The sequence below is a fragment of the Streptomyces sp. NPDC008092 genome (assembly GCF_042957285.1).
Classification (GTDB): Bacteria; Actinomycetota; Actinomycetes; order Streptomycetales; family Streptomycetaceae; genus Streptomyces.
Genome location: NZ_JBIBHY010000007.1, coordinates 33,613 through 53,416 on the forward strand (window position 1 = coordinate 33,613; position 19,804 = coordinate 53,416).

Consider the following 19,804-nt stretch of genomic DNA (forward strand, 5'->3'; position numbering starts at 1 on the left):
GTCAACTCTGCTCGTACCAGCGGCATCCGGAGAGAGAACCGGCCACATGGTGATCTGCGGCGACGACGGCCTCGCGCACCGGCTCGCCGTCGAACTGGACGCCGTGTGCGGCGAGATCGTCACCGTGGTCCTGCCGACCGACGACGACGAGCACGGCGCCCGGGTCGCCGCCCTGCACCGCGACCCGACGTCCGCCGTCCACCTGCACCTCTCGGCCCGCCCGGACGAGGCCACCCTGCGCGCGGCCGGTGTGGCACGGGCCGCCGCGCTCGCCCTGACCTACCGCGACGACCAGGTCAACGTCACCGCGGCCCTGGTCGCCCGCGCGGTCAACCCCTCCGTACGGCTGGTCGTGCGGATGTTCAACCGGGAGCGCGGCAGCCATCTGGAACGGCTCCTCGACCGGGCCGCCGGCCTGTGCGACGCCCCCGCGCCGGACACCTCCACCACCGTGCTCTCCGACGCCGACACCGCCGTACCGGAACTGGTCGCGGCGGCCGCCGTCGGGCACGGCCACACCCTCCAGGTCGAGGGCAAGGTCTTCCGCGGCGTCGTACGGCCCGCGGGCACCCCGACGCACGCCACCGACCTCGCCACCCTCGCCGTGCTCTCCGGTGCGCACGAGGACGACCCGGCCAGCCAGGACAGCGCCGAGACGCCGGGTGAGGACGGCACCCTGCTGCTGCCGGACGACCGGACCGCGTACCACCGGCAGTTCACGCACGGCCGGCTGATGCTGGAGGAGGTCGTGCACCTCGACACCGCCGAACCGGCGCGCCGTGCCTGGCGGTTCCGGCCGGTGCGCTGGGTCCGGGCCCGGTTCGCCCATCTGCCGTGGCGGGTCTTCCGCTCCCGGCAACTGGCCGCCGTCTACGGCTCGCTGGCCGCCGTGGTGGTCGCGCTGTCCACCGCCACCGCGCTCTTCGCGGACGAGCATCCCTGGTGGAAGAACTTCTACCTGCCCCTGCTCGACATCTTCACGATGGGTGATCCGGCGACCGAGGAGTCGCCCGCCCGCCGCATACTCCAGCTCATCGCCGGTTTCGTCGGGCTCGCCGTGCTGCCGCTCGTGGTCGCCGCGACCATGAACGCCACCGAGGCGTTCCGCACCGCCTCGGTGAACCATCCGCCCGGCGACGACGTCAGCGGCCACATCGTCCTGGTCGGGCTCGGCATGGTCGGCACCCGGGTGCTGGACCGGCTGCGCACCACCGGCCACCAGGTCGTGGCCATCGAGCGGGACCCGCGGGCGAGGGGCGTCGCGCTCGCCAGGGAACTCGGCGTCCCGCTGGTCCTGGAGGACGCCACCGCCCCCGGCGTCCTCGAACTGGCCCGGGTCCGGCAGTGCGGCTCCCTGCTCGTCCTCACCCGCGACGACGGCCAGAACCTCGACATCGTGATGGCCGTCCGGGAGGCCAATCCCGAGGTACGGGTGGTCACCCGGCTGTACGACGACGGCTTCGCCGCGACCGTCCAGCGCACGCTGCGGGCGTCCTACCCGGACGCGCTCACCCGGAGCAGAAGCGTTTCGGCGCTGGCGGCGCCGTCGTTCGCCGCCGCGATGATGGGGCGCCATGTGCTCGGGGTGATGCCCGTGGAGCGCGGGTCGCTGCTGTTCACCTGCGTGGACGTGGCCGGCCATCCGGAGCTGGAGGGACGCTCGGTGCACGAGGCGTTCCGGCGGCGGGAGTGGCGGGTGCTGGCGGTGGGCCCGGTCGGCGGGGGCGCCCCGGGACAGCCGGCCTTCGACTGGCGGCCGGCCCAGGGGCGGGTGCTGCGGGCGGGGGACCGGGTGGTGATGGCCACCACGCGGCGGGGGCTCGACGTGCTGATGACGGGGGTGGGCGCTAGTCCAGGCCCGACGCCCTGAAGACGCCCAGCGCGTTCTCGCGCTCGACCTGTTCGCCGAGGCGGCTCAGGGCGGTCGAGCCGCAGAGCAGGGTGCCGGCCGCCGCGGCCCGGCGGGCGCCCGCGTCGACGCGCAGCCACAGGTCGGGGTTGTCGACGAGGACCCGCGGATCGATCTCCAGCCGGCCGCCGAAGGCGTCCCGGAGGAGCAGGCGCGGCGAGATGCCGTCGAGACGGCGGACCGAGACCAGGCGGTCGGTGCGGACCCTGCGGGTGCGCAGCAGCCTGCGCGAGGTGAGCCAGCCGTCGCCGGCGCGGACCCTGGCGGGGCACAGGACGCCGAAGAGGAGCAGGGCGAGGGTGGTCCACAGGGTGCCGCGCCACCAGCTGAACGTGCCCGACCCCCAGTCGATCAGGAGGAGCAGGGCGAGCAGGGCGCCGGCGCAACGGGCCGATGCGTAGACGTCTTTGGACCAGCGGGGGTCCTCGGAGTACTGCATGGGGTGAAGGTAGGGAGCGGCGGTGCTCGGCGTCAGTAGGTGGGGCATGTCTTTGACGGGACCCTGACGGTTGCGGGTCCGTGCGGACCGGTGGGGGTCGAGCGCGCAGTTCCTCCCCCAGCCTTCGGCCGGGGGTACCCCCAGCGCCCCTCACAGGGCGCTGCCGTCAAGGGAATGTCAAAGTCGCACCCTCCCGCGCGAAGAACGCGCAAGGAATCGCCGGACCTGGCCGGGGCGGGACAGAACCTGGTCGCATCGCGCGCGGTACTCCCGCGCGCGAAGGCATGTCCCGTTCGTTAAGGAGCACCCGCCCATGTCCGTACTGACCGCCGAGCCGGGGGCCGTGCCCGCCGGTGAGGAGCCGCCCGATACCGGTGAACGGCACCGGCTCACCGCTGTCACCGGCCTCGCCGCGCTGTCGCTGGACGCGATGGCGTCGGTGGCCTACGGACCGGAGGCCATCGTGCTCGTGCTGGCCGCCGCCGGCGCGCACGGCCTCGGCTACACGCTGCCCGTCACCCTCGCCATCGCGGCCCTGCTGGCGGTGCTCGTCGCCTCCTACCGGCAGGTCATCGCGGCCTTCCCGGACGGGGGAGGGTCCTATGCCGTGGCCCGGACCCACCTCGGGGTGCGGACCAGCCTGGTCGCGGCCGCCTCCCTGGTGCTCGACTACGTCCTCAACGTCGCCGTCGCCGTCACCGCCGGTGTCGCCGCCCTCACCTCGGCCTTCCCGGCGCTCTACCCGCACCGGCTGTGGCTGTGCCTGGCCGTGCTGGTGCTGATCACGGGCGTGAACCTGCGCGGCATCGTCGAGTCCGCGAAGGCGTTCATCGTGCCGACGGCCGTGTTCGTCGCGTCGATCCTCGTGCTGATCGTCGTGGGGCTCTTCCGCTCCTCGCCGGCCAGCACGGTGAGCGCGGCCGGACACGCCTCCGAGCTCGCCGGCAACGCCTCCACCGTCGGCGCCCTGCTCCTGCTGAAAGCTTTCGCCTCCGGTTGTGCCGCCCTCACCGGCGTCGAGGCCATCGCCAACGCCGTGCCCTCCTTCCGGGTGCCGCGGGTCAGGCGGGCCCAGCACGCGGAGATCGCCCTCGGGGCCGTGCTCGGCGTGATGCTGATCGGCCTTTCGGTGCTGATCTCCAGGTTCCACCTCCAGCCGGTGGCGGGCGTGACCGTCCTCGCGCAGCTCGCCGACGCCTCCCTCGGCCACAACTGGGGCTTCTACGTCATCCAGTTCGCCACGATGATCCTGCTGGCGCTGTCCGCGAACACCAGCTTCGGCGGGCTTCCGGTGCTGCTGAAACTGCTCGCCCGGGACAACTACCTGCCGCACGTCTTCGCACTCAAGGCCGACCGGCAGGTGCACCGGCACGGCGTGCTCGCCCTGGCCGTGGTCTCGGCCGCGCTCCTGGTGTTCTCCGGCGGCGACACCAACACCCTCGTGCCGCTGTTCGCCATCGGCGTCTTCGTCGGCTTCACCATCGCCCAGGTGGGGATGGTGCGGCACTGGCGGCTGGAGCGCGGACCCGGCTGGCGGGGCAAGGCACTGCTCAACGGCTTCGGGGCGGTCCTGACCGGTGTCGCGACCGTCGTCGTCACCGCCGGCAAGTTCGCCGAGGGCGCCTGGCTCGTCGTGCTGATGCTGCCGCTGCTCGTCGGCGCCTTCGTCGCCGTGCACCGCGCCTACGGGCGGATCGGGGACCGGCTCGGGCTCGGGCGGATCCCGCAGCCGCCGCACCGCGAGCGCTCGGTCGTGATCGTGCCGGTGTCGTCCCTGTCCCGGCTCACCTCCCAGGCGCTCTCCGCGGCCGCCTCCCTCGGCGACGAGGTGCGTGCCGTCACCGTCTGCCATCCCGACCCCGAGGACCGGGCCCAGCTGCACGCCCTGGAGCGCGCCTGGGCCGAGTGGGACCCCGGGGTGCCGCTGGTCCGGCTGGCGTGCGAGCGGCGCACGCTCGGCCGTCCCATCGCCGCGTACGTCCGTGAGGTGGCCGCGGCCGAGCCGGCCACCCAGGTGACCGTGCTGATCCCGGAGACCGAGCCCGAGCGGCTCTGGCAGCGGCTGCTGCAGAACCAGCGCGGTGCCGTCGTGGCGCACGCCGTGCGCCGGGAGACCGACGCCGTGATCTGCCGGCTGCGGTTCCGCCTGTCCTGACACCTCCGATGCGCCTGAGGCCGACGTTCCCCCAGCTCAGGGGGGTTTCGTCGGCCGAACGGCGGTTCCCGGTCGCGGGTCGGTCGAGCCCGCGTAAGAGTCCCGTCAAAGGCGCGAACGCCGCCGTAAGGGACCCGTCAACGGGGGCCGAATCCGGCCGGAAAGACGCTTTCCTCTAACAGTCCAAGTCCGTTCCGAACCTCATCCAGGAGTTCACGATGGCCGATCTGGCCTTCGTCGTCACCGTGCTCGCGGGTTTCGCACTGGTGGCCCTCGTCGCCAAGGGGGTGACCAAGCTGTGACCGCCGAGAACATCGTCGGCCTCGTCGTGGCCGTCGCCCTGCTGGGCTATCTCGTCCTCGCCCTGATCTTCCCGGAGAGGTTCTGAGACAGACATGGGTCCCGTAACCGCCGCCGTGCTCCAGCTCGTCGCGCTCATAGGCGCGCTGGCGCTCTGCTACATCCCCTTCGGCAACTACATGGCCAAGGTCTACTCCTCCGACAAGCACTGGCGTGTCGAGAAGTGGATCTACAAGGGCATCGGCGCCAACCCCGACACCGAGATGCGCTGGCCCGCCTATCTGCGCGGAGTCCTCGCCTTCTCCCTGATCGGCGTCCTCTTCCTCTACCTGCTGCAGCGGATCCAGGGCATCCTGCCCGGCTCGCTCGGCTTCTCCTCGGTCAACCCGGCGCAGTCGTTCAACACGGCCGTCTCCTTCGTGACCAACACGAACTGGCAGTCGTACTACGGCGAGCAGACCATGGGCCACGTCGTGCAGACCGCCGGCCTGGCCGTGCAGAACTTCGTCTCCGCGGCCGTCGGCATCGCGGTGGCGGTGGCGCTGGTGCGCGGGTTCTCGCGCTCGCGCACCGGTGAGATCGGCAACTTCTGGTCCGACCTGGTGCGCGGCACGATCCGCATCCTGGTCCCGTTCGCCGCGATCGCCGCGGTGATCCTGGTCGCCTGCGGCGCCATCCAGAACTTCTCCGGCATCCACGAGGTCGGCCAGTTCATGGGCGGCTCGCAGCAGTGGAACGGCGGCGCCGTGGCCTCTCAGGAGGCCATCAAGGAACTGGGCACGAACGGTGGCGGCTACTTCAACGCCAACTCCGCCCACCCGTTCGAGAACCCCACGCCCTTCACCAACCTCTTCGAGATCTTCCTCATCCTGCTGATCCCGTTCGCGCTGACCCGCACCTTCGGTGTGATGGTCGGCTCGGTGAAGCAGGGCTACGCCATCCTGGCCACGATGTTCACCATCTGGCTGGGCTTCGTCGCCCTGATGATGTGGACCGAGTTCGCCCACCACGGCCCGGCGCTCCAGATCGCGGGCGGCGCGTACGAGGGCAAGGAGGTCCGCTTCGGGGTCGGCGGTTCGTCGATCTTCGCGGTGTCGACCACGCTCACCTCGACCGGTGCGGTGGACTCCTTCCACTCCTCCTTCACCGGCCTCGGCGGCGGCATCACCCTGCTGAGCATGATGCTGGGCGAGATCGCGCCCGGTGGTACCGGCTCCGGCCTCTACGGCATCCTGATCATGGCGGTCATCGCGGTGTTCATCGCCGGTCTGATGGTCGGCCGTACGCCCGAGTACCTGGGCAAGAAGATCGGTGCCCGAGAGATCAAGCTGTCGGCGATCTACATCCTGATCACCCCGGCGCTCGCGCTCGTCTTCACCGCGGCCTCCATGGCCCTGCCGACCCCGCCGCACTCCATGCTCAACTCCGGGGCGCACGGGTTCTCCGAGGTGCTGTACGCCTTCACCTCGGCCGCCAACAACAACGGCTCGGCGTTCGCCGGCCTGAACGCGAACACCGACTGGTACAACACCATGACCGGGCTCGCGATGCTGTTCGGCCGCTTCCTGCCGATGGTGTTCGTGCTGGCGCTGGCCGGCTCGCTCGCCGAGCAGAAGCCCGTCCCCGTCACCGCAGGCACCCTGCGCACCGAGAAGCCGCTGTTCACCGGCCTGCTCGTCGGCGCGATCCTGATCATCACCGGTCTCACCTACTTCCCGGCGCTGGCGCTGGGCCCGCTGGCCGAGGGGCTGGCGTCGTGAGCACCCGCACAGACAACGAAGAGGACTCGATGTCCACAGCCACCCCGACCCGGGCGCCGCACAGCGACGTGCCCACCGGTCACAAGTCCGCCGAGGGCCGTGTCGGCGCCGGCCTCTTCGAGCCCAGGCAGCTCCTGAAGTCGCTGCCGGACGCCTGCCGCAAGCTCGACCCGCGGGTGATGGTCAAGTCGCCCGTGATGTTCGTGGTGTGGGTCGGCTCGATCCTGACCACCGTCTTCTCCTTCAAGGACCCGGGCGACTGGTTCGGCTGGGCGATCAGCGCCTGGCTGTGGCTGACCGTCATCTTCGCCAACCTGGCGGAGGCGGTCGCCGAGGGCCGCGGCAAGGCCCAGGCGGACACCCTGCGCAAGGCCAAGACCGACACCGTCGCCCGCCGGCTCGCCGGGGGCACCGAGGAGCAGGTTCCGGGCACCGAGCTGAGGATCGGCGACCTGGTGGTCTGCGAGGCCGGCGACATCATCCCCGGCGACGGTGACGTCGTCGAGGGCGTCGCGTCGGTCGACGAGTCGGCGATCACCGGTGAGTCGGCTCCGGTCATCCGCGAGTCCGGCGGTGACCGCAGCGCCGTGACCGGCGGTACGAAGGTGCTGTCCGACCGGATCGTCATCAAGATCACGACGAAGCCGGGCGAGACCTTCATCGACCGGATGATCAGCCTCGTCGAGGGCGCCGCCCGGCAGAAGACGCCCAACGAGATCGCGCTGAACATCCTGCTGGCGTCGCTGACCATCGTCTTCCTGCTGGCCTGCGCCACGCTGCCGCCGCTCGCGGACTACGCGGGCACCCACCTGACGATGGTCGTGCTGGTCGCCCTGCTGGTCTGCCTGATCCCGACCACGATCGGCGCGCTGCTCTCCGCGATCGGCATCGCGGGCATGGACCGCCTCGTCCAGCGCAACGTCCTCGCGATGTCCGGCCGTGCGGTCGAGGCCGCCGGTGACGTCTCCACGCTGCTGCTCGACAAGACCGGCACCATCACCCTGGGCAACCGCCAGGCCGCCGAGTTCCTGCCGGTGCGCGGGACGACGGAGGCCGAGGTGGCCGACGCCGCCCAGCTGTCGTCGCTGGCCGACGAGACGCCCGAGGGCCGTTCGATCGTCGTCCTCGCGAAGGAGAAGTACGGCCTGCGCGAGCGGCACCAGGGCGAGCTGGCGCACGCCGAGTGGATCGCCTTCACCGCCCAGACCCGGATGTCGGGTGTGGACGTCGACGGCAGGAAGATCCGCAAGGGCGCGGCCGGTTCGGTCATCGCCTGGGTCCGCGAGGAGGGCGGCACGGTTGCGGAGGACGCGGACGGCATCGCCAACCGCATCTCCGAGGCCGGCGGTACGCCGCTGCTGGTCGCGGTCAGGGACGAGCGGGGCGCCCGGGTCCTGGGCGTCATCCACCTCAAGGACGTCGTCAAGGAGGGCATGCGCGAGCGGTTCGAGGAACTGCGCCGCATGGGCATCAAGACGGTCATGATCACGGGTGACAACCCGCTGACCGCCAAGGCGATCGCCGAGGAGGCGGGCGTCGACGACTTCCTCGCGGAGGCCACTCCCGAGGACAAGATGGCGCTCATCAAGCGGGAGCAGGCCGGCGGCAAGCTGGTCGCGATGACCGGTGACGGCACCAACGACGCGCCCGCGCTCGCGCAGGCCGACGTGGGCGTCGCGATGAACACGGGTACGTCGGCCGCCAAGGAGGCCGGCAACATGGTCGACCTCGACTCCAATCCGACCAAGCTCATCGAGATCGTCGAGATCGGCAAGCAGCTGCTGATCACCCGCGGTGCGCTGACCACGTTCTCCATCGCCAACGACGTCGCGAAGTACTTCGCGATCATCCCGGCGCTGTTCGCGGCGGTCTACCCGGGCCTGGACAAGCTCAACATCATGCACCTGTCCTCGCCGGACTCCGCGATCCTGTCCGCGGTCATCTTCAACGCCCTGATCATCATCGCGCTGGTGCCGCTGTCCCTGAAGGGCGTGCAGTACCGGCCGGTGAGCGCCGACAGAATGCTGCGGCGCAACCTCACGATCTACGGCATCGGCGGTCTGATCGCCCCGTTCATCGGTATCAAGATCATCGACCTGCTCATCTCCCTCATCCCCGGGATCGGCTGAAGGCCATGAACAACTCCGTTTCGAACACCGCCCGGTTGCTCTGGGCGGGCCTGCGGGCCCTCCTCGTGCTGACCCTGGTCACCGGTGTGATCTACCCGCTGGTCGTCACCGGCATCGCCCAGGCCGCGTTCCACGGCAAGGCGAACGGCTCCGAGGTCAAGGCGGACGGCAAGGTCGTCGGCTCGTCCCTGATCGGACAGTCGTACAACCTGCCGCTGAAGAAGGGCCAGGAGACCCCGGACGCGGACCTGCAGTGGTTCCAGGGCCGCCCGGCCAACGGGCTCGGGAGCAACAGCATCAACACCCGGTACAAGCTGATCCTTTCGGGCGCGACCAACCTCGCCGCCGACAGCAAGGTGCTGATCCAGCAGGTGAAGGACGCCAAGGCCGCGGTCGTCAAGGACAACTCGGTGCCCGGCTACACGGTCACGCCCGCCCAGGTGCCGGCCGACGCCGTGACCTCCTCGGGCTCCGGTCTGGACCCGGACATCTCCCCGGCCTACGCCGACATCCAGGTCCACCGGGTCGCGGCGAAGAACGACCTCTCCGTCGCCCGGGTGGAGAAGCTGGTGAAGGACCACACCGAGGGCCGCACCCTCGGCTTCATCGGCGAACCGCGTGTGAACGTCCTCGAACTCAACATCGCGCTCAAGGAACTGATCAAGGGCAACTGATGACCCGGGTGCTGGTCGTGGAAGACGACCCACAGCTCGTACGGGCACTCGTGATCAACATGCAGGCACGCCAGTACGGAGTGGACGCGGCGCCGGACGGCGCCACGGCCCTCCGGCTGGCGGCCGCGCGTCAGCCGGACGTGGTGATGCTCGACCTCGGACTGCCCGACATGGACGGGGTCGACGTCATCAGGGCGCTGCGCGGCTGGACCCGCGTACCGATCCTGGTGCTGTCGGCCCGTCAGGCGTCCGACGAGAAGGTCGCCGCGCTGGACGCGGGCGCCGACGACTACATCACCAAGCCGTTCAGCATGGACGAACTCCTCGCCCGGCTGCGCGCCGCGGTCCGCCGCACCGAGGACACGCCCCTCGCTCCCGAGACCACACGGGTGGAGACGGACGGGTTCACCATCGACCTGCTCGCGAAGCGGGTCGTCCGGGGCGACCGCGACGTGCGGCTCACCCCCACCGAATGGCACCTCCTGGAGATACTGGTGACCAATCCGGGGCGTCTTGTCACACAGAAGCACCTGCTGCGCGAGGTGTGGGGCGCCTCGCAGAGCAACAAGACCAACTACCTCCGGGTCTACATGGCCCAGCTCCGCCGCAAACTGGAGGCGGACCCGGCCCACCCCCGCTATCTGATCACCGAGCCCGGCATGGGCTACCGCTTCGAAGGATGACATGGCACGCGGCAGGCTTCGGATCTACCTGGGCGCCGCCCCCGGCGTCGGCAAGACCTATTCGATGCTGTCCGAGGCGCATCGCCGCGTGGAGCGGGGCACCGACTGCGTGGTCGCCTTCGTGGAGCACCACGGCCGGCCGCGCACCGAGGTGATGCTGCACGGCTTGGAGGAGATCCCGCGCAGGGAACTGGAGTACCGCGGCGCGGTGTTCACCGAGATGGACATCGACGCCGTCCTGGCCCGCCGCCCGCAGGTCGCCCTCGTGGACGAGCTGCCGCACACCAACGTCCCGGGCTCGCGCAACGCCAAGCGCTGGCAGGACGTGGAGGAACTGCTCGCGGCCGGCATCGACGTCGTCTCGACGGTCAACATCCAGCACCTGGAGTCGCTGGGCGACGTGGTGGAGTCCATCACGGGGGTACGGCAGCAGGAGACGGTGCCGGACGAGGTGGTACGGCGCGCCGACCAGATCGAGCTGGTGGACATGTCGCCGCAGGCGCTGCGCCGCCGGATGGCGCACGGCAACATCTACCAGCCGGACAAGGTCGACGCGGCCCTCTCCAACTACTTCCGGCCCGGAAACCTCACCGCCCTGCGGGAGCTGGCCCTGCTCTGGGTCGCCGACCGGGTCGACGAGTACCTCAACGCGTACCGCAGCGAACACCGGGTCTCGACCATCTGGGGTTCGCGCGAGCGGATCGTGGTCGGCCTCACCGGCGGGCCCGAGGGGCGGACGCTGATCCGGCGGGCCGCCCGGCTCGCCGAGAAGGGCGCCGGCGGCGAGGTGCTCGCCGTCTACATCTCCCGCAGCGACGGCCTGACCTCGGCCTCCCCGAAGGAACTCGCCGTCCAGCGCACCCTGGTGGAGGACCTCGGCGGCACCTTCCACCACGTCGTCGGCGACGACGTCCCCGCCGCCCTGCTGGACTTCTCACGCGGCGTCAACGCCACCCAGATCGTGCTCGGCGTCTCCCGGCGCAAGAGCTGGCAGTACGTCTTCGGGCCGGGCGTCGGCGCCACGGTGGCCCGGGAGTCGGGGCCCGATCTCGACGTCCACCTCATCACCCACGACGAGGTCGGCAAGGGGCGCGGACTGCCGGTGGCCCACAGCCGGCTCAGCCGAGCGCGGATCCTGTGGGGCTGGCTGGTCGGCGTGCTCGGCCCGGTGCTGCTCACGCTCCTGCTCACCACCGCGGCACCCGCGGTCGGCCTCGCCAACGACATGCTGCTGTACCTGTCACTGACGGTCGCGGCGGCCCTGCTCGGCGGACTGCTGCCGGCGCTCACCTCGGCGGTGGTGGGCTCGCTGCTGCTCAACTGGTTCTTCACCCCGCCGGTTCACACGCTGACGATAGCGGACCCCGAGAACATCGTCGCCATCGCGATCTTCGTCGGCGTCGCGGTGTCGGTGGCCTCCGTCGTGGACCTCGCCGCCCGCCGCACCCACCAGGCCGCCCGGCTGCGCGCCGAGTCGGAGATCCTGTCCTTCCTCGCGGGCAGCGTGCTGCGGGGCGAGACCAGCCTGGAGGCACTCCTGGAGCGGGTCAGGGAGACCTTCGGCATGGAGTCCGTGGCATTGCTGGAGCGGGCGAGCGACGTGGAGCCGTGGACCTGCGCGGGCAGCGTGGGCCTGCGGCCGTGCCGGACGCCGGAACAGGCCGACGTCGACATGCCGGTCGGCGAGCACCTGACCCTGGCGCTGTCCGGACGCGTGCTGCCCGCCTCCGACCGGCGGGTGCTTGCGGCCTTCGCCGCGCAGGCGGTCGTCGTACTGGAACGGCAGCGCCTGCGGCACGAGGCCGACCAGGCCAAGGAACTGGCCGAGGGCAACCGCATCCGCACCGCGCTGCTCGCCGCGGTCAGCCACGACCTGCGCACCCCGCTGGCCGGCATAAAGGCCTCGGTGTCGTCGCTGCGCTCGGACGACGTCGAGTGGTCCGAGCAGGACCGGGCGGAACTCCTGGAGGCCATAGAGGCGGGCGCCGACCGGCTCGACCACCTCGTGGGCAACCTGCTCGACATGTCCCGCCTGCAGACCGGTACCGTCACGCCGATCGTCCGCGAGGCCGACCTGGACGAGGTGGTGCCGATGGCGCTCGGCGGGGTTCCCGAGGACAGCGTCGAACTGGACGTCCCGGAGACGCTGCCCATGGTCGATGTCGACAAGGGGCTGCTGGAGCGGGTCGTCGCCAACGTGGTCGAGAACGCGGTCAAGTACAGCCCCGCGGGCACCCCCGTCCTCGTGAAGGCCAGCTCCATGGCCGACCGGGTGGAGGTGCGGGTCGTGGACCGCGGACCCGGCGTCCCGGACGAGGCCAAGGAACGCATCTTCGAGCCCTTCCAGCGGTACGGCGACTCGCCGCGCGGTGCCGGGGTGGGCCTCGGCCTGGCCGTGGCCCGGGGCTTCGCCGAGGCGATGGGCGGCACGCTGACCGCCGAGGACACGCCGGGCGGCGGGCTCACCATGGTGCTGAGCCTGCCGCCGGCGCAGGGACGGCGACCGGGGCGGCCGGATCTGTCGGCCGCGGTGACGTCGTAGCTGTCCCGCCCGCTGTCGCGTCGTCACACCTCAGGACGACAACTGCCGTACGTCCAGCGGCAGATGCCAGCTGTTGCGGCGGTGTGCCGACGCCAGGGTGTCCTCCAGCGGGGACGGCGGTATCGCGAGCACCGGACAGTGCGCGTGGGTCAGGCAGTAGCGGGTGACGCGGCCCGAGAACGGACGGTGCCAGCCGCGCCGGCCCGCGCCGACGACCAGGATGTCGTCGTCCCGGTCGGCCGTCTCCACCAGGGCCAGACCAGGGGTCGCGCGCACCACCAGGCCGTGCAGCGAAACGTCCGGACGGGCGTCGCCGAAGACCTGGTCCAGGACGTCGAGCAGCCGCTCGCGCGCCGTCTGCTGCCACTCCGCGACCAGCGGCGGCGGAGCCGGGGAGCGGCGCGCCGCCAGTTCCCCGCCCGGCGGTTCCCAGGCCAGTACCGGCCACAGCTCGGCCTCCCGCCGCCGGGCCTCGGCCGCCGCCCGGCACAGGGCCGTGACGCTGCCCAGCGAACCGCTCACGCCGACCACGACCCGAGCGGGCGCGGAGGCGTCGTAACCGGACATGACTCCACCGTTCTTCCGCAGCGGCCCCCGGGCGTTCCCCGAGGGCGGACCGGCGTACCGGACCGCTTCCATGACACTGCGCCGAACGGGTGACGGCCAGTCCGTCCGCCACTTCTTGGCACGCCTCTGACACCCGCGACCAGCACCGACGACACCTACGTCAGCGTCCCGTCAACGTCGCCGGGATCACCGTCAGCGTCGCGTCATGGGCCATCGGAAGAGTGCCCGGGGCGGGCATAGCGTCTTGGCAGAGCCCCGGTCGGCCTCCCCGCCCCTGGGGCGCTCAGCTCCTTCCGATCCAGGAGGCATCCCATGCCAGAACTCTTGTGCGGTGACGATCCGGAACCCTCCGATCGCTTCCCGGCCGGTCCCCTGTTCGTACCGGTCCGGCCGGGACCCGCGGGGTGCGCGGCGCGGCTCTTCCGCACCCCCCTGGGCGAGCGCACCGCCGTCGGCTTCACCTCGCCCAGCAGACTCGCCGCCACGCTCGGCCCCGACCAGGCCTGGATCCGGCTCGCCGAACCCGCGCTGCGTGCCCTGACCGCGCCGCTGGGCGTCACCACCGTCACGGTCGACCCCCAACTCACGGCCCCCGCCCCCGCCTCGACACCGGCCCCGGCGCCGAGGCGGCCCGTCGCGCCCGTCGCGGTGTCCCTGCGGATCGCATGAATCGCACCAGAGGGGAGCGATCGATGACCACCCTGCACGAACCCGTCGTCACCACCACGCCCGCCGACCTTTCGGTGTGGCCCGCCTCCACCACCGAGCCCCGGCCCGGTGACCTGGCCGTGGGCGGAGTTCCGCTCGCCGAGGTCGCCGACCGGTTCGGCACCCCCGTCTACGTCCTCGACGAGGACGAGATCCGGGAGCGCTGCCGCACCTACCGCAACGCCTTCCCCGACGCCGAAGTCCTCTACGCCGCCAAGGCGTTCCTGTGCCGCGCCATGGTGCACTGGATGGACGAGGAGGGCCTCGGCCTGGACGTCTGCTCGGCCGGCGAGCTGGAGCTCGCGGTCACCACCGGGTTCCCGCCCGAGAAGATCGTGCTGCACGGCAACGCCAAGTCGCCGCGCGACCTGGAGACCGCGCTGCGGCTCGGCGTGGGCCGGATCGTGATCGACAGCCCGTCCGAGATCGCCCGGCTGGCCGCCGCCGTCGGCCCCGGGGGCCGGCAGAAGGTCATGGTCCGGGTGGTGCCCGGCATCAGCGCCGGCGGGCACGACAAGATCCGCACCGGCACCGAGGACCAGAAGTTCGGGCTGTCCATCCGCGACGGCTACGCCCAGCACGCCATCGCCCGCATACTCGACCAGCCGCAGCTCGAACTCACCGGCCTGCACTGCCACCTGGGCTCGCAGATCACCAGCGTCAAGCCGTACCTGGCGGCCGTGCGCCGCCTGGTCGGTCTGATGGCCCGCCTCAAGGAGCAGCACGGGCTGGTGCTGCCCGAACTCGACCTGGGCGGCGGCCACGGCATCGCCTACCGCCCCGGCGAGGAGGCCCTCGACCTGACCATGCTGGCCCGCAAGGTGCGCGCCGAGCTGACCGAGTCCTGCACGGCCGCCGGACTTCCCGTGCCCCGGCTGATCATCGAGCCGGGCCGGGCCGTGGCGGGTCCCGCGGGCATCGCCGTCTACCACGTGCTCGCGGTCAAGCGCACCGGCGCGACCACGTTCGTCGCCGTCGACGGCGGCATGAGCGACAACCCGCGGCCCGCGCTGTACGGCGTCCGCTACGCGCCCCGCCTGATCGGCCGCGCGAGCACCGGGCCCATGGCCCCGGTGACCGTGGTGGGCCGGCACTGCGAGGCCGGCGACGTCCTCGCCGCCGACGTCGAACTGCCCGCCGACGTACGCCCCGGCGACCTCCTCGCGGTGCCCGTCGCCGGCGCCTACCAGCTGTCCATGGCCTCCGGCTACAACCTGGTCGGCCGCCCGCCGGTCACCGCCGTGCACGACGGCCAGGCCCGGCTCCTGGTGCGCCGGGAGTCCCTGGACGACATCCGCCGCCGGGACGTGGGCCTGTAAGGGGAGACACTCCCCGGCCCGACCGGCGACCGGTCGGCGTCCGCCCGACGCCACCCGCCGAGCGCGCGTACCGCGCGCCTTGTGCCCACCTCCGGGCGGGAGACTGCCCGGCCCCCGCCCGGAGGTGATCCATTCCCGTGTGCGCAGGCATCTGCCCATCGCTGCCTGACGTCCCCTGTGTCCACGCGAACTACCCGAATCCCCCGAACTGTTCGAACGACATGTGTCCCGCCCGACAAGTGAGGTGGCCGTGACGGCCGAGAACATCGCCGGGCTGATCGTCGCGATCGGCCTGCCGGCCTACCTCGTGGTGGCCCTGATCGAACCGGAGCGCTTCCGATGACCGCCCCCGCCCCCGTGAGAGAGAAGCCCGCGGGCGAGGTACGACCACCCGACGCGGGACCCGCCCGCCCGATCGGCGGCGGGCTGCTCGACCCGAAGCAGCTGTGGCTCGCCCTGCCCGCCGCGCTGCGCAAGCTCGACCCGGTCACCCTGTCCCGCAACCCGGTCATGTTCGTCACCGAGATCGGCGCCGCCCTGACCACGGGCCTGGCGATCACCCACCCGTCCGGCTTCGGCCGGCTGATCAGCGCGTGGCTGTGGCTCACTGTCGTCTTCGCCAACCTCGCCGAGGCGGTCGCCGAGAGCCGCGGCCGCGCCCAGGCCGACACCCTGCGCGGCATGCGACGCCAGACCGTCGCCCGGCGGCTCGTCGACTGGACCCCGGGCGCCCGGGACGCCGCGGAGGAGAGCGTCGGGGCGGGGGAGCTGCGCCGCGGTGACCTCGTGGTCGTGGCCCGGCAGCAGCCCGGTGTCGTCACCGTGGGCACCCTCCAGGCCCGGGGCGTCAACTTCGTCGCCCTCGCCACCGGAGCCGCCCTCGTCCTGGCCCACCTGGACTTCCTGCCGGCCCTCTCCCTCGGGACCCTGGCGGAGGGCCTGCTCCAGGAGACTCCCGGGCGGGCCGGCCTTCTCCCCCTCACGCCGGCCGGCCCGCCCGGGCCCGCCCACGGGCGGGCGGACACGGCGCAGAGGACACTGTTGCCGACCGTCCCACCGGCCGTGATGAGGTACCGATGGCGTATGGCCTGGCACGCCGCGAACTGAGACCGAGGGTGCCGCTGCGCCCGGGTGAGGGCGAGAAACACCGTCTGACCAGCCTGGAAGGCCTGGCCGCGCTCTCCCTGGACGCGCTCAGCTCGGTGGCGTACGGACCCGAGGCGATCGTGCTGGCCCTGGTGGTCGCCGGAACCGGGGCCCTCACCGCCACCCTGCCCATCACCCTCGCGATCACCTTCCTGCTCGCGGCGCTCGTCGTGTCGTACGGGCAGGTCATCGCCGTTCACCCGGACGGCGGTGGCGCCTACGCCGTCGCCAAGACCGACCTCGGTGCCACCGCGAGCCTGCTGGCCGCCGCCAGCCTGGTCGTCGACTACGTGCTCACCGTCGCGGTCAGTCTCGCCGCGGGCGCCGACGCGCTCGCCTCCGCCTTCCCGGCCCTCGCCCACGACAAGCTGCTCGTCTGCCTGATCGGTCTGGCCCTGCTGGCGGCCGTCAACCTGCGCGGCGTCACCGAGAGCGCCCGGGTGCTGATGCTGCCCACGCTCCTGTTCATCGTCGCGATCCTCGGTGTCGTCCTGCTCAGCCTGTTGCGCGGGCATCCGGTCGCGGTCGTCGGCACCGCCCGGCCCGTGCACGCGACCGAGGCACTGACCGCGCTGGTGATCCTGAAGGCGTTCTCGTCCGGCTGCTCGGCCCTGACCGGCGTCGAGGCCATCGCCAACGCCGTACCGACCTTCCGCACCCCCAGCGTCAAGCGCGCCCAGCGCACCGAACTGATGCTCGGCGCGCTGCTCGGGGTCATGCTGATCGGCCTGGCCGTCCTGATCCACCGCGACCACGTGGCCCCGCGCGGCGGGGTGACCGTCCTCGCCCAGCTCACCGCGGGCGCGTACGGCACCGGCTGGCCCTACTACGCCACCAACCTGATCGTCACCCTCGTCCTCGGTCTTGCCGCCAACACCAGCTTCGGCGGCCTGCCGGTGCTGATGAGCCTGCTCGCCCGCGACCACCGGCTGCCCCATCTCTTCGGCCTGCGCGCCGAACGCCCGGTCTACCGCTACGGCGTGGTGGCTCTGGCGCTGCTGGCCGCGCTGCTCCTGCTGGCCACCGACGCCGACACCCACCGACTGCTGCCGCTCTTCGCCATCGGGGTCTTCATCGGCTTCACCCTCAGCCAGACCGGCCTGGTCCGGCACTGGGCGACGCAGCGCCCGGCCGGCTGGAAGCGCCGCGCCCTCATCAACGGCACCGGCGCCGTGCTCACCACCCTGGCCGGGGTCATCCTGCTGTTCACCAAGTTCCTCTCCGGCGCCTGGGTGGTCGTGATCGCCGTCCCGCTGATGATGCTGCTGTTCGCCCGCATCCAGCGCTACTACACCGAGGTGGGCGAGGAGCTGGGCCTCGGCCGGGTCCCGGAGCCGCCGGCCCGGCGCACCGCCAGCCTGGTGATCGTGCCGATCGGCGAGGTCAGCAAGCTCGCCCGGCACGCCCTCGGGGCCGCCCTCGCCCTCGGCGACGAGGTGGTCGCGGTCGCGGTGCACGGCGACCCGGCCAGGTCCCGGGCGCTGGAGGAGGCCTGGGCGCGCTGGAACCCGGGCGTGCGCCTCGACATCATCGACAGCCCGCACCGCTCGCTGGTGCAGCCGGTCGTCGACTACGTGCAACGGGCCGCGGCGGACGGCCGTCAGGTGGCCGTGCTCATCCCCGAGGTGGAACCCCGGCACCGGCGCTACGAGATCCTCCAGAACCAGCGCGGCCTGCTCCTCGCCACCGTGCTGCGGGCCCGTACCGACGTCGTGGTGTGCCTGCTGCCGTACCGGTTGAAGCTGTGACGGCCGCCTTGTCGGCCCCTTGAGCGGGCTCCTACAGTGCGCCCCGTAATGTTCGCCGACCACGCCGAAACTTTCGGCGCGGCCCGGGAGGGGCACACACATGCGGACCTACGGCAACCCGGTCATCCCCGGCTTCCACCCCGACCCGAGCGTGTGCCGGGTCGGGGACGACTACTACCTCGTCTGTTCCAGCTTCGAGTACTTCCCCGGCGTCCCGCTCTTCCACAGCCGGGACCTGGTGCACTGGCGGCAGCTCGGCAACGTCCTCGACCGCCCCGGGCAGTTGGCCCTGCCCGACGACACCCCGGCCTCGGGCGGGGTGTACGCCCCGACGATCCGGCACCACGACGGGCTCTTCCACGTCGTCACGACCAACGTGAGCGCCGGCGGCAACCTCCTCGTGACCGCCGAGCGGCCCGAGGGGCCCTGGTCCGACCCGGTGTGGATCGACGTCCCCGGCATCGACCCCGACCTCGCCTGGGACGAGAACGGCGACTGCTGGTGCGCCGTGGCCGGGGTCGCGGTCGCCCGGATCGGCAAGGTGCTGGAGGGGCCGCTGCCGATGTGGTCCGGGACGGGACTGCGGGACCCGGAGGCACCGCACCTGTACCGGGTCGGTGAGTGGTGGTGCCTGCTGGTCGCCGAGGGCGGCACCGCGCTCGGGCACGGCGTGTCCGTGGCCCGGGCCCGCTCGCCGCGCGGGCCCTGGGAGCCGGCGCCCGGCAATCCGCTGGTCTCGCACCGGGGCACCCGGGAGCCGGTCCAGTGCACCGGGCACGCCGACCTGGTCCGGGCGGCCGACGGCAGCTGGTGGGCGGTACTGCTCGGTACCCGGCCGCGCGGCTGGTTCCCCGAGTTCCACGTGCTCGGCCGCGAGACCTTCCTGGCCCCGGTGGAGTGGGCGGACGGCTGGCCGCGCATGGGCCCGGTACGGGAGCGGCACGAGGCGCCGGCCGCCTGGCACCCGCTCGAACAGCCGCCCGCACGGGACGACTTCACGGCTCCCGCCCTCGCGCCGCACTGGATCTCCCCGCGCAGCCGGCCGGACGGGTCCTGGTCGCTGACCGAGCGGCCCGGGTGGCTGACGCTCACGGCCACCGGGGACAGCCTCGACCGCGCCGGGCACACCCTCGTCGGCCGGCGCCAGCAGCACGCCGACTGCCGGGCCGCCGCCCTGCTCGACCCCGGACCGGGGCGCGCGGGCCTGACGGTCCGTATCGACGAGGCGCACCACTACGACCTGGAGGTGAGCGGGGGAGTGGTGAGCGCGGTCGTACGGATCGGGCCGGTTCGGCAGCGGATCGCCGAACGCGCGGTGCCGCCGGGGCCGTTGACCCTGGTGATCGAGATCCGTACCGGCCGGGTTCCGGTGCCCACCGCCACCGAACCCGGGGCCGCCGGGGACGCGACCGGCGTCCGCCCCGCCGGGCCCGATGCCGTGACCCTTTCGATCGAAACGTCCGGTGGTGTCGTTCGGCTGGCCGAACTCGACGGCCGTTATCTCTCCACCGAGGTGGCGGGCGGGTTCACCGGCCGGGTCATCGGCATGTACGTCACCGAGGGGCGGGCCGCCTTCGACTGGTTCGCGTACCTGCCGATGAGCTGATGCGCGACACCTTGACGCTCCTGATGCGCCTTTCTAGAGTCGCCGTTCGGAACGTTCGGTGAAAACACCGAATGTTTCGAAAACGGCGGCCCCAGAGCACCACCGAACCAGGACGGCGT

General features: G+C 72.0%; 16 protein-coding genes. 14 read left to right on the forward strand and 2 right to left on the reverse strand.

The features are described 5' to 3' along the window. The first annotated feature begins 46 nt into the window (after nt 1–46). Nucleotides 47–1,870: an NAD-binding protein gene (locus tag ACFZB3_RS23160; protein WP_391377933.1), complete on the forward strand. Its 1,824-nt coding sequence runs from the start codon at nt 47–49 to the stop codon at nt 1,868–1,870. On the opposite strand, the gene ACFZB3_RS23165 is transcribed toward ACFZB3_RS23160, so the two are convergent. Next, the gene (locus tag ACFZB3_RS23165; protein WP_391377937.1) at nt 1,848–2,348 is read right to left on the reverse strand and encodes a hypothetical protein; all 501 of its coding nucleotides are present in this window, start codon (nt 2,346–2,348) and stop codon (nt 1,848–1,850) included. The two genes, ACFZB3_RS23160 and ACFZB3_RS23165, sit on opposite strands and share 23 nt — an antisense overlap. A 313-nt stretch (nt 2,349–2,661) precedes the next feature. On the opposite strand from ACFZB3_RS23165, the gene ACFZB3_RS23170 reads away from it, so the two are divergent. The 7 genes from ACFZB3_RS23170 to ACFZB3_RS23200 all read left to right on the forward strand — a co-directional run bounded on the left by ACFZB3_RS23170 (nt 2,662) and on the right by ACFZB3_RS23200 (nt 12,591). Next, nucleotides 2,662–4,503 (forward strand): amino acid permease, encoded by a 1,842-nt coding sequence (locus ACFZB3_RS23170; protein WP_391377940.1) that lies wholly within the window; start codon nt 2,662–2,664, stop codon nt 4,501–4,503. 298 nt (nt 4,504–4,801) lie between these two features. Next, complete coding sequence (kdpF, locus tag ACFZB3_RS23175; RefSeq protein ID WP_016434100.1) at nt 4,802–4,891, forward strand: K(+)-transporting ATPase subunit F; 90 nt, start codon at nt 4,802–4,804, stop codon at nt 4,889–4,891. Between the two features lie 7 nt (nt 4,892–4,898). Further along, a complete protein-coding gene (kdpA, locus tag ACFZB3_RS23180; protein WP_391377942.1) occupies nt 4,899–6,563 on the forward strand; it encodes a potassium-transporting ATPase subunit KdpA in 1,665 nt (554 codons plus the stop codon). Between the two features lie 29 nt (nt 6,564–6,592). After that, nucleotides 6,593–8,692, forward strand: a complete 2,100-nt coding sequence (kdpB, locus tag ACFZB3_RS23185) for a potassium-transporting ATPase subunit KdpB (RefSeq protein WP_391378849.1) — start codon at nt 6,593–6,595, stop codon at nt 8,690–8,692. A gap of 5 nt (nt 8,693–8,697) precedes the next feature. Continuing rightward, a complete protein-coding gene (locus ACFZB3_RS23190; protein WP_391377944.1) occupies nt 8,698–9,366 on the forward strand; it encodes a potassium-transporting ATPase subunit C in 669 nt (222 codons plus the stop codon). Further along, nucleotides 9,366–10,049 (forward strand): response regulator, encoded by a 684-nt coding sequence (locus ACFZB3_RS23195; RefSeq protein WP_391377946.1) that lies wholly within the window; start codon nt 9,366–9,368, stop codon nt 10,047–10,049. The genes ACFZB3_RS23190 and ACFZB3_RS23195 overlap by 1 nt, the downstream gene beginning before the upstream one ends. Nucleotide 10,050: 1 nt before the next feature. Beyond that, nucleotides 10,051–12,591: an ATP-binding protein gene (locus tag ACFZB3_RS23200; RefSeq protein ID WP_391377948.1), complete on the forward strand. Its 2,541-nt coding sequence runs from the start codon at nt 10,051–10,053 to the stop codon at nt 12,589–12,591. A gap of 30 nt (nt 12,592–12,621) precedes the next feature. Here ACFZB3_RS23200 and ACFZB3_RS23205 read toward each other — a convergent pair whose 3' ends face one another. Then, nucleotides 12,622–13,158: a universal stress protein gene (locus ACFZB3_RS23205; RefSeq protein ID WP_391377950.1), complete on the reverse strand. Its 537-nt coding sequence runs from the start codon at nt 13,156–13,158 to the stop codon at nt 12,622–12,624. 312 nt (nt 13,159–13,470) lie between these two features. Between ACFZB3_RS23205 and ACFZB3_RS23210 the strand changes: the two genes are divergently transcribed. The 6 genes from ACFZB3_RS23210 (at nt 13,471) to ACFZB3_RS23235 (ending at nt 19,685) form a co-directional block, all read left to right on the forward strand. Further along, nucleotides 13,471–13,827 carry an SAV_915 family protein gene (locus tag ACFZB3_RS23210; RefSeq protein WP_391377952.1) on the forward strand — a complete coding sequence of 119 codons (357 nt, stop codon included), beginning with the start codon at nt 13,471–13,473 and terminating at the stop codon, nt 13,825–13,827. 23 nt (nt 13,828–13,850) lie between these two features. Continuing rightward, nucleotides 13,851–15,185: a diaminopimelate decarboxylase gene (gene lysA, locus ACFZB3_RS23215; RefSeq protein WP_391377954.1), complete on the forward strand. Its 1,335-nt coding sequence runs from the start codon at nt 13,851–13,853 to the stop codon at nt 15,183–15,185. Between the two features lie 250 nt (nt 15,186–15,435). Beyond that, nucleotides 15,436–15,528 (forward strand): K(+)-transporting ATPase subunit F, encoded by a 93-nt coding sequence (gene kdpF / locus ACFZB3_RS23220; RefSeq protein ID WP_391377956.1) that lies wholly within the window; start codon nt 15,436–15,438, stop codon nt 15,526–15,528. Beyond that, the gene (locus ACFZB3_RS23225; RefSeq protein WP_391377958.1) at nt 15,525–16,292 is read left to right on the forward strand and encodes a potassium-transporting ATPase subunit KdpA; all 768 of its coding nucleotides are present in this window, start codon (nt 15,525–15,527) and stop codon (nt 16,290–16,292) included. Before kdpF (ACFZB3_RS23220) ends, ACFZB3_RS23225 begins: the two co-directional genes overlap by 4 nt. Next, a complete protein-coding gene (locus tag ACFZB3_RS23230; RefSeq protein WP_391377960.1) occupies nt 16,262–18,079 on the forward strand; it encodes an amino acid permease in 1,818 nt (605 codons plus the stop codon). Before ACFZB3_RS23225 ends, ACFZB3_RS23230 begins: the two co-directional genes overlap by 31 nt. 100 nt (nt 18,080–18,179) lie before the next feature. Further along, nucleotides 18,180–19,685 (forward strand): family 43 glycosylhydrolase, encoded by a 1,506-nt coding sequence (locus tag ACFZB3_RS23235; RefSeq protein WP_391377962.1) that lies wholly within the window; start codon nt 18,180–18,182, stop codon nt 19,683–19,685. Nucleotides 19,686–19,804: the final 119 nt, after the last annotated feature.

Excerpts from the sequence above, each read along its gene's own strand:
- ACFZB3_RS23225 (WP_391377958.1), top strand. The coding sequence starts at position 15,525 with ATGACCGCCCCCGCCCCCGTGAGAGAGAAGCCCGCGGGCGAGGTACGA.
- kdpB (WP_391378849.1), top strand. The coding sequence starts at position 6,593 with ATGTCCACAGCCACCCCGACCCGGGCGCCGCACAGCGACGTGCCCACC.
- kdpA (WP_391377942.1), top strand. The coding sequence starts at position 4,899 with ATGGGTCCCGTAACCGCCGCCGTGCTCCAGCTCGTCGCGCTCATAGGC.
- ACFZB3_RS23210 (WP_391377952.1), top strand. The coding sequence starts at position 13,471 with ATGCCAGAACTCTTGTGCGGTGACGATCCGGAACCCTCCGATCGCTTC.
- ACFZB3_RS23195 (WP_391377946.1), top strand. The coding sequence starts at position 9,366 with ATGACCCGGGTGCTGGTCGTGGAAGACGACCCACAGCTCGTACGGGCA.
- lysA (WP_391377954.1), top strand. The coding sequence starts at position 13,851 with ATGACCACCCTGCACGAACCCGTCGTCACCACCACGCCCGCCGACCTT.
- ACFZB3_RS23170 (WP_391377940.1), top strand. The coding sequence starts at position 2,662 with ATGTCCGTACTGACCGCCGAGCCGGGGGCCGTGCCCGCCGGTGAGGAG.
- ACFZB3_RS23235 (WP_391377962.1), top strand. The coding sequence starts at position 18,180 with ATGCGGACCTACGGCAACCCGGTCATCCCCGGCTTCCACCCCGACCCG.
- ACFZB3_RS23200 (WP_391377948.1), top strand. The coding sequence starts at position 10,051 with ATGGCACGCGGCAGGCTTCGGATCTACCTGGGCGCCGCCCCCGGCGTC.
- ACFZB3_RS23165 (WP_391377937.1), bottom strand. The coding sequence starts at position 2,348 with ATGCAGTACTCCGAGGACCCCCGCTGGTCCAAAGACGTCTACGCATCG.
- ACFZB3_RS23230 (WP_391377960.1), top strand. The coding sequence starts at position 16,262 with ATGGCGTATGGCCTGGCACGCCGCGAACTGAGACCGAGGGTGCCGCTG.
- ACFZB3_RS23205 (WP_391377950.1), bottom strand. The coding sequence starts at position 13,158 with ATGTCCGGTTACGACGCCTCCGCGCCCGCTCGGGTCGTGGTCGGCGTG.
- ACFZB3_RS23190 (WP_391377944.1), top strand. The coding sequence starts at position 8,698 with ATGAACAACTCCGTTTCGAACACCGCCCGGTTGCTCTGGGCGGGCCTG.
- ACFZB3_RS23160 (WP_391377933.1), top strand. The coding sequence starts at position 47 with ATGGTGATCTGCGGCGACGACGGCCTCGCGCACCGGCTCGCCGTCGAA.